This window comes from Bradyrhizobium sp. (assembly GCF_019242285.1).
Lineage (GTDB): Bacteria > Pseudomonadota > Alphaproteobacteria > Rhizobiales > Xanthobacteraceae > Bradyrhizobium.
On sequence record NZ_JAFAVV010000414.1, the window covers coordinates 1 to 8104 of the forward strand.

10 protein-coding genes and 1 pseudogene are annotated in these 8104 nt (G+C 65.9%); 5 read left to right on the forward strand and 6 right to left on the reverse strand.

Going from position 1 to position 8104, the window contains the following annotated elements:
* Positions 1–320 (reverse strand): helix-turn-helix domain-containing protein (locus tag JOY90_RS16090; protein ID WP_291692107.1); only part of this gene is annotated, 320 nt, incomplete at its 3' end.
* A 105-nt stretch (positions 321–425) separates the two neighbouring features.
* Between JOY90_RS16090 and JOY90_RS16095 the strand changes: the two genes are divergently transcribed.
* From JOY90_RS16095 to JOY90_RS16115, 5 genes are all read left to right on the forward strand, one after another.
* On the forward strand, positions 426–1829 hold the full coding sequence (locus JOY90_RS16095) for a carotenoid oxygenase family protein (RefSeq protein WP_291692108.1): 1404 nt from the start codon (positions 426–428) through the stop codon (positions 1827–1829).
* A 48-nt stretch (positions 1830–1877) separates the two neighbouring features.
* On the forward strand, positions 1878–2282 hold the full coding sequence (locus JOY90_RS16100) for an MAPEG family protein (RefSeq protein ID WP_291692109.1): 405 nt from the start codon (positions 1878–1880) through the stop codon (positions 2280–2282).
* Between the two features lie 126 nt (positions 2283–2408).
* Positions 2409–2987, forward strand: a complete 579-nt coding sequence (locus JOY90_RS16105; protein ID WP_291692110.1) for a hypothetical protein — start codon at positions 2409–2411, stop codon at positions 2985–2987.
* Between the two features lie 25 nt (positions 2988–3012).
* Positions 3013–3564, forward strand: coding sequence for a septation protein IspZ (locus JOY90_RS16110; protein ID WP_291692111.1), 552 nt, complete (start codon positions 3013–3015; stop codon positions 3562–3564).
* 129 nt (positions 3565–3693) lie between these two features.
* A complete protein-coding gene (locus JOY90_RS16115) occupies positions 3694–3990 on the forward strand; it encodes a hypothetical protein (protein ID WP_291692112.1) in 297 nt (98 codons plus the stop codon).
* A gap of 120 nt (positions 3991–4110) precedes the next feature.
* Here JOY90_RS16115 and JOY90_RS16120 read toward each other — a convergent pair whose 3' ends face one another.
* From JOY90_RS16120 to JOY90_RS16140, 5 genes and pseudogenes are all read right to left on the reverse strand, one after another.
* The gene (locus tag JOY90_RS16120) at positions 4111–5043 is read right to left on the reverse strand and encodes a sugar-binding protein (protein ID WP_291692113.1); all 933 of its coding nucleotides are present in this window, start codon (positions 5041–5043) and stop codon (positions 4111–4113) included.
* Between the two features lie 101 nt (positions 5044–5144).
* On the reverse strand, positions 5145–6227 hold the full coding sequence (locus JOY90_RS16125; protein ID WP_291692114.1) for an ABC transporter permease: 1083 nt from the start codon (positions 6225–6227) through the stop codon (positions 5145–5147).
* Positions 6227–7015: an ATP-binding cassette domain-containing protein gene (locus JOY90_RS16130; RefSeq protein ID WP_291692115.1), complete on the reverse strand. Its 789-nt coding sequence runs from the start codon at positions 7013–7015 to the stop codon at positions 6227–6229. The genes JOY90_RS16125 and JOY90_RS16130 overlap by 1 nt, the downstream gene beginning before the upstream one ends.
* Positions 7016–7099: 84 nt before the next feature.
* Positions 7100–7745: pseudogene (locus JOY90_RS16135) on the reverse strand (LacI family DNA-binding transcriptional regulator).
* Between the two features lie 142 nt (positions 7746–7887).
* Positions 7888–8104 (reverse strand): fumarate hydratase C-terminal domain-containing protein (locus JOY90_RS16140; RefSeq protein ID WP_291692116.1); only part of this gene is annotated, 217 nt, incomplete at its 5' end.

Below are 8104 nucleotides of genomic sequence, written 5' to 3' on the forward strand. Positions count from 1 at the left end.
TTGAACTTGCGGAAGCCGATCGCGGCCAATTCGCTGACCAGGCCCGTGACATCGCCGAAATGATGGGTGGGCGCGGCATGCGAGACGCCGGCCTCGCGCGCCACCGCACGCAGCGTCAGGCCGGCGAGCCCGTCGCGCTCCAGCACCTGTTCGGCGGCTTCGAGCAGCGCATCGCGCAACGCGCCATGGTGATAGGGCGCCGTTTCGCCGGAACGGGCGTCACGCGGCGCCGGCCTCGCGCGTTTGGGACGCGACGGGACCGTGCGCCCGCGCGCAGCCGGCGGATGGCGGGATTTCGTCCGATCTGCTTTCCTTGCCATCCGCTTCTTATATAAGGCGATTTTTACACTGTAAAGATTTGCTTGACCCGGGCGCGGAGTTGGCATATCCGTATCTTTACGATGTAAAGATAGATGGAGGGAGCAATGCAGCAGCAAATGCCCGCAAGGCCGGCACGAAGCAACCTGGGGCCGATCCCGTTCGAATGCGACGCCCCGTTCCTCAAGGTGACGGGCGAGTTGCCGCGTGGGCTCGACGGCACGCTGTATCGCAACGGTCCCAATCCGCAGTTCGAGGCGCCAGGCGGTGCGCACTGGTTCGTCGGCGACGGCATGCTGCACGCCTTCCATCTCGAAGGCGGCCGCGCCTCCTATCGCAACCGCTGGGTCCGCACCCCGAAATGGCTGGCCGAGCACGACGCCGGCCGTGCGCTGTTCGCCGGCTTCGGCCGCAAGCTCCCCGACGCGCCCGCTGACGTCACCGACGGCGGCGTCGCCAACACCAACATCATCTTCCATGCCGGCCGGCTGCTGGCGCTGGAGGAAGCGCATCTGCCGACCGAGATCGAGCCGCGTACGCTCGCAACCCGCGGCTATGACAATTACGGCGGCCGCATCGCGGGCCCCTTCACCGCGCATCCGAAGATCGATCCGGTCACCGGCGAGCTGGTGTTCTTCGGCTACAATGCGGCGGGTCCTCTCACGCCTGCCCTATCGTTCGGCACGATCGGCGCCGACGGCAAGGTGAAGCGGTTCGAGCGCTTCGAGGCGCCCTATGTCAGCATGGTGCACGACTTCATCGTCACCCAGAACCACCTGCTGTTTCCGGTCCTGCCCCTGACCGGCAGTATGGCGCGCGCCATCAACGGGCAGCCGCCCTATGCCTGGGAGCCCGACAAGGGCGCCCATGTCGGCATCATGAAGCGCAACGGCAGCGCCGCCGACATCGCCTGGTTCCGCGGCGAAAGCTGCTATGTCTTCCATGTCATGAACGCCTGGGAGGATGGCAGCCGAATCATCGCCGATGTCATGCAGTTCGAGGAGGCGCCGCTGTTCCCGCATCCGGACGGCTCGCCGACCGACCCGGCCAAGGCGCGCGCTCGGCTGTGCCGCTGGACCTTCGACCTCGCCGGCAACACCGACCGCTTCACGCAGGATTATCTCGACGACCTGACCGGCGAGTTTCCGCGCATCGATGATCGCCGCGCCGGGCTGACGAGCAGCCATGGCTGGTACGCCTGCGCCAATCCGGATCTGCCGCCGGCGGGCAGGCTCAACGGCGTGGTGCATGTCGATGGCCGGGGATCGCGCCGGGGCCACTACCTGCTGCCGGTCGACGATACGCTCTCCGAGCCGGTGTTCGTGCCGCGCGACAGCAAGGCCGCCGAGGGCGATGGCTGGCTCCTCACGGTGGTCTGGCGGGCGCGCGACAATGTCAGCGACCTTGCGGTGTTCAACGCGACCGACGTCGAAGCCGGCCCCGTGGCGCTGGTGCATCTCGGCCATCGCGTGCCCGACGGTTTTCACGGCAACTGGGTGAGCGCCGATTGACGCGCGCGCCGGAATGAGGTGGTAGGGAGACGCAACCCGGGGGCTCGCATGCATCTGCCGACCATCACGGCCTGTTATCTCGCCGTTCTCGCCCTGCTCTATTCCGCGCTCTCGCTCCAGGTCATCCGGCTGCGGCGAAGCAACCTCGCGGCCTTCAACGACGGCGGCAATGCCGCGCTGCGCAGCGCGATCCGCGCCCACGCCAACTTCATCGAATATGTGCCGATCGTCGCGCTGATGGTCGGCTTCCTCGAAATGTCGGGCGCCTCGCCGTTGCGCGTGCATCTGCTGATGGGCGGTCTCGTATTGTCGCGCCTGCTGCATCCGCTCGGGATGTATGCGGCGCCCAACCAGTCCGGCTTCCGGGTGGGCCGGATCGGCGGCATGGTCCTCACCATCGCCGTGCTGATCACGAGCGCGCTGTTGATATTGGGACGCACGATTTCCGGATAACATACTGATATATCTGCACTTCACCCGCCGCTCACATTATCTTGACACTGCCAAGATCGCGCTTGACGCCATGCCGCTTCTCCAGTATTCATCTTGACGATGTAAAGATTGGCCGGAGAGGCCGCCATGACCGTTCTGCTCGTCGTTGCCCCCTTTTGCGCCTTCGCGCTGCTGATGCTGCTGACCTCAGCAACCGCGAGCCTGTTTGCCGCTTGCGGTGTCTGCCTTGCCGTCATCGCGTTCGACGCCTGGCGCGGGCGCTCGCTCAAGATCCTCGGCGCGGGATCGGCGGTCGTATTCGCCGCGCTCGGCACCTACCTCGCTTTCGTCGATCCATCGCTCAGCGGCTCGGCCGTCAGGTTCATGGTCGATGCCGGCACGTTCGCGATCGCACTCGGCTCGATCCTGCTGCGCTACCCCTTCACGCTGCAATACGGGCTCGAGATGGTCCCCGCCGAGACCGCAGCGAAGCCGGAATTCACGCATGCCAACTATGTCATCACCGGCGCCTGGACCATCGCCATGCTGGTGATGATGCTCGCCAATGGCGCGATCTGGATCGTGCCTGGCCTGCCGCTCTGGCTCGGCCTGCTGGTCGCCTTCGCGGCGCGCAACGGCGCGCTCTACTTCACCCGATGGTATCGCGACTATCGCACGCCGAAGCACGGCTCGCCGCCCGCCGACGCGCTTCGCAATGCCCGATAAAGCCGACCGAACCTGAGGAAATCTCATGAAAGAGGTGTTTGCCAGGCTCACCAGCGACTTCCTCTCCACCATCCTGTTTGCGGCCCTCTACTTTTCGACCGGCAATATCGGGCTGGCGACCTCGGTCGCGATCGTGGGCGCGATCGGCCAGATCGTCTACGCCCGCCGCAGGGGACGGGAGCTCGGCTTCATGACCTGGGCGAGCCTCGCGCTGGTGATCGTGCTCGGCACCGCGACGCTCCTCACCAGCGATCCGCGCTTCGTGATGGCAAAGCCCGCGATCGCGCATTTCGCGGTCGGCGCCATCATGCTGAAGCGCGGCTGGATGCTGCGCTACCTGCCGCCGCTCGTGGTCGAGACCATTCCGGAATATGTCACCGGCGCGGGTTACGCCTGGGCGGCGCTGATGTTCGCGCTCGGCTGTGGCACCATCGCGGTCGCCGTGACCGGCGATCTCGAATTGTGGGCGTTCTATGTGTCGTTCGTGGCCGTGGGCGCGAAGATCGCGGCCTTCGCCGTGCAATATGTCGTCTTCCGCCTCGCGATCACGAGCCGGCTGCGCGCCGCCCGCGCCTGATCGCCGCGCTTATTTGGGGCACATCAATTGTTCCGGCCCGCGCGGATGCGCTATACCGCGCGGGCTGAACTCTGTCGAAACCGCAAGGACCGTTTACGGTCTTGCAGACAACGCCGGGAGACCTTTGCAATGGCCGTGGACGGAAACTGGAATCTCACCATGTCGACCCCGATGGGTGAGCGCACCGCGACGCTGAGCGTGAAGAGCGCGGGCGGCTCGTTGACGGGCACGCAGAGCGCGGAAGGCAATACCGGCGAGATCTTCGACGGCAGCGTCAACGGCGACGACATCGCGTGGAAGATCTCCATCACCAACCCGATGCCGCTGACCCTGGAATTCACCGGCACGGTCGCCGGCGACAGCCTGTCCGGCCAGATGGGCATCGGCATGATGGGCAGCTTTCCATTCACGGGAAAGCGGGCGTAACTTTCGCGCCGTGTAGGGTGGGCCAAGCGCAGCGTGCCCACCATCTGGCCTCGCGCTCGCAGGGAGATGGTGGGCACGGCGCTTGCGCGCCTCAGCCCACCCTGCCCGAGGGCTGCTCCCCTACTTCAGGAGCTGCGCCACGTTGTCCTTGGTGACGAGGTCGAGGCCGGTGTAGATCACCTCCGGCACCTTCTCGCCCTTCTTGATCGCGAGCAGCGTATCCATCGCCTTCTCGCCCATCTCGAACGGCCGCTGGCCGGTGAGCGCGTTGGAATAGCCGTCGCGCAACAGCTCGAGCTGCATCTTCAGGGTGTCGGCCACCACCAGGGTGAACTTGCCGGCGTCGATGTCCTTCTTGTTGTGGTTGACGAAAGTCTTGTAGCCCTCGGGCGCGAACATCGGCCAGCCGCCCACCGGCACGATGGCGCCGAGATCGGGCGTCGCCGTACGCAGGTCGGTCATCTCCTGGATGGCGAGCGCGGGATCGTCATTGCAGAAGGCCGGCGAGCCGGAGACCTCCGTCCATTTCGAGCCCTTCAGCGCCTCGCGGACGCCGTCGACGCGCTCGGCCAGGTTCTTGGCGCCCGGCCCGCCGGAGATCATCGCATATTTGCCGCCATCCGGGCGAAGCTGCAAAAGCTGCTTGCCGAGCGCCGTCCCAAAATCCTTGTTGTTGGTGCCGATATAGGCAATGCGCTTGGAGCCCGGCGCGTCGGCATCGAAGGTGATGACCGCGATGCCGGCAGCGGTCGCCGCATCGATCGATTTCGTCATGGAGGCGACGTCGGCGACCGAGATCGCGAGCCCGTCGACCTTCTGGGTGATGAAGTCCTGGATGATCTGGGCTTGCGTCGCCGGCTCGTGCTCGACCGGGCCCTTGTAGATGCATTCGACGTTGCCGAGCTCCTTGGCGCGCTTCAGGCAGCCGTCGCGCGCGACGTCGAAGAACGGATTGTTCATCGCCTTGGGCACGACGGCGAAACGATAGGTCTCGGCGAATGCCGGCCCCGCCATCATGGCGACGGCGGCGGCGGCAAGAAGAATTCGCTTCATTGGTCTCCTCCATTTTCTTGTGCCTATCCTGAAAGCGATTTTCTGGTCCCGGAGGCGGATAGACGAGGACGCCGTTGGCGTCCCTCCGGGCCAGTATCCCTTTACGCAAGCCGGGAGCGAAGCCGGTCGACCAGCACGGCCAGGATGATGATCACGCCCACCAGGGTCTGCTGCCAGTAGGAATTGACCTGCGCCAGCACGAGCCCGTTGCGGATCACCTCGAGCAGCACGCAGCCGACGATGGCGCCGAGCGGCCCGCCGATCCCGCCGGCGAGATTGGCGCCGCCGATCACGGCCGCGGCGATGACGTTGAGCTCGTAGGAGGTCGCCATGTTCGCCGGCGCCGATCCGAGCCAGCCGCAGATGATGATGCCCTGCAGGCCGGCGGCCAGCGCACAGATCACGTAGACCGCGATCTTGACCTTGACCACCTCGACACCGGTCTGCTCGGCGGCCTTCTCGTTGCCGCCGATCGCAAAGACATGACGGCCGAAGCTCGTGTGGTGCAGCACGACGGCCATCAGCAGCGCGAGGATCACGAGATAGATGAAAGGAGCCGGCAGGCCGTAGAGGTCGCCCGAGGTCAGCGCGTAGAGAATGTCGGCGTCGGGGCCGCCGGGAAAGCTGCCCCGCCCGTTCGACGCGACATAGGCGAGACCGCGCACGATCGAGAGCATTCCGAGCGTCGTCACGAAGGGGGACAGCCCGAGCACGGCGACGCAGAAGCCGTTGATGAGGCCGACGATCAGCGCCGTGCCGAGCCCGCACAACACCGAGACGGCCAGGATCAGGCCGGGCACGTTGGCGACCACGGTCTTGCCGTCGGCTGCCAGATGCACGAACCAGGACGCGCCGGGCTCGCCCGGCGTCGACAGCGCCGTCATCACCATCGACATGATCATGGCAGCGAAACACATCATCGATCCGACCGAGAGGTCGATGCCGCCGGTGATGATCACGAAGGTGGCGCCGAGCGTGGCGATGGCGATGAACGAGAAGTTCTTCGCCACGTTCTGGATGTTGCCTTCGGTCAGGAAGTACGGCGACGCGAAGTGCATCACCAGCACAAGGATCAGAAGCGCGAGCGTGACGTAACCGGTCTGCGAGGCGAAGAAGCCGCGCCGCCACCATCGCGCGCGGCCGACATTGGCATAGGAGACCGGGGATTCCATCGGCACGGTCATCACGCCGCCTCCTTGGCGCCGGTGATCAGCGCCGTGACTTCCTCGGGACTGGTATCGCCGATCGCCTTGTCGGCCCGCTTCTCGCCGCGGCGCATCACGACGACGCGGTCGGCAACCGCGAACACGTCGGGCATGCGGTGCGAGATCAGCATCACGGCGATGCCCTGCTCTTTCAGCCGATGGATCAGGCCCAGCACCTGCTCGACCTGCCGGACCGAGATCGCCGCCGTCGGCTCGTCCATCATCACGAGCCTGGCGTTGGACAGCCGGGTGCGCGCGATCGCCACCGCCTGGCGCTGGCCGCCCGACATCTGCCTGACCAGATTGTGCGGCAGCGTTTCGGACCGCAATTCGCCGAACAATTCGAGCGAACGTGCCGCCATCGCCTTGTGGTCGAGCAGCGAGAACGGGCCGAATTTGCGCTTGAGTTCGCGACCCAGGAACACGTTGGCGGCGGCCGTCAGATTGTCGGCGAGCGCCAGGTCCTGGTAGACCACCTCGATCCCCACCGCGCGCGCGTCGACCGGCCGGTTGAAACGGACCGCCTCGCCTGCGAACCGCATCTCGCCATGGCTCGGGGCAAAATTGCCGGCGACGATCTTGACCAGCGTCGACTTGCCGGCGCCGTTGTCGCCCATCAGGCCGACCACCTCGCCGGGAAATATCTCGAGGTCGACGCCGTGCAGCGCGCGGATGGCGCCGAACTCCTTGCCGATCCCGCGCAATTCCAGAACGGGCCTGGGATCCGGACTCTCGTCCGGTTGCCCGGCCACAGCCGCAACCGCCATGGCGATCCTCCCTCCATCCGGAGCTTCCGTGCGGCTTGCGAGCTTGTGGTCGCCTTCCCCGCAGCGGGCTCCTGCACTCACCCCTCAGGGCAGATTGTCCCTCATCACGATATCGATTCGTATCTTCTCCTGCTCGCGCAGGATCGGCTCGGCGCGCGCCAGCGCCAGCAGCACCCGGACGGCGGCCCGCGCCTCGTGCCCGGGATTCTGCGAGATCGCCGCGTCCATCACACCCTGCAGCAGGAGCTTGCGCGTCACCACGGTGACATCGTGTCCGACGAACACCACCTGCCCGCCGCGTCCCGCCTCGATCAGCGCCCTGGCAACGCCGGATGTGCCGACGCCGACATTGTAGAGGCCGACGATATCGGGATGATCGTCCAGCAACCCCGTCATCAGCCGCTCCGAGCGCGCGTCGTCGTCCGCCCCTCGACGACGGGCAGCACTTCGAGCTCCCAGAAATCCGACATCATCACCTGGTTGAAGCCGAAAATACGCCCGGCATGGTCCCGCAGCGAGGTCGAACCGGCGATGACGGCGACCTTGCCGGACCCCGCGCCCGCGAGGCGGCCAACCAGCGCGCCCGCGGTGCGGCCGGCGGCGATATTGTCGATCCCGACATACTGACTCGATCGGCGGTGTCCGGTCGCACCCCGGGGCGGTTGTGCAGCACGCGGTCCACCGTCGCGAGGCTGACGCCAGCCCGGCGCGCGATGTCCTTCAGCGTCAGCCGGTGCGTTCGCGGCTTGTTGCCCCATGGCACCAACCTATCAGAGGCTTTGAGGTACGCAACTCAATTTGAGGTGCGAGCCCTTCAGGGACACCTTGCCATGATTAAGACTTTCGTCGTGGGAAGGCGCGCCGCCGGCGCGCTATCCGAGGTTCAACTCCTTGAAGAAGTCGTTGCCCTTGTCGTCGATGATGATGAAGGCCGGGAAATCCACGACCTCGATGCGCCAGATCGCCTCCATGCCGAGCTCGGGATATTCGACGACCTCGACCTTCTTGATGCAGTGCTCGGCGAGATTTGCCGCGGCGCCGCCGATCGAGCCGAGATAGAAGCCGCCATGCTTCTTGCAGGCCTCCCGC

Bases quoted from the DNA above. Each gene is read 5' to 3' on its own strand.
- JOY90_RS16130 (WP_291692115.1), bottom strand. From the start codon at position 7,015: ATGGCGGTTGCGGCTGTGGCCGGGCAACCGGACGAGAGTCCGGATCCC.
- JOY90_RS16125 (WP_291692114.1), bottom strand. From the start codon at position 6,227: ATGACCGTGCCGATGGAATCCCCGGTCTCCTATGCCAATGTCGGCCGC.
- JOY90_RS16115 (WP_291692112.1), top strand. From the start codon at position 3,694: ATGGCCGTGGACGGAAACTGGAATCTCACCATGTCGACCCCGATGGGT.
- JOY90_RS16120 (WP_291692113.1), bottom strand. From the start codon at position 5,043: ATGAAGCGAATTCTTCTTGCCGCCGCCGCCGTCGCCATGATGGCGGGG.
- JOY90_RS16105 (WP_291692110.1), top strand. From the start codon at position 2,409: ATGACCGTTCTGCTCGTCGTTGCCCCCTTTTGCGCCTTCGCGCTGCTG.
- JOY90_RS16100 (WP_291692109.1), top strand. From the start codon at position 1,878: ATGCATCTGCCGACCATCACGGCCTGTTATCTCGCCGTTCTCGCCCTG.
- JOY90_RS16095 (WP_291692108.1), top strand. From the start codon at position 426: ATGCAGCAGCAAATGCCCGCAAGGCCGGCACGAAGCAACCTGGGGCCG.
- JOY90_RS16110 (WP_291692111.1), top strand. From the start codon at position 3,013: ATGAAAGAGGTGTTTGCCAGGCTCACCAGCGACTTCCTCTCCACCATC.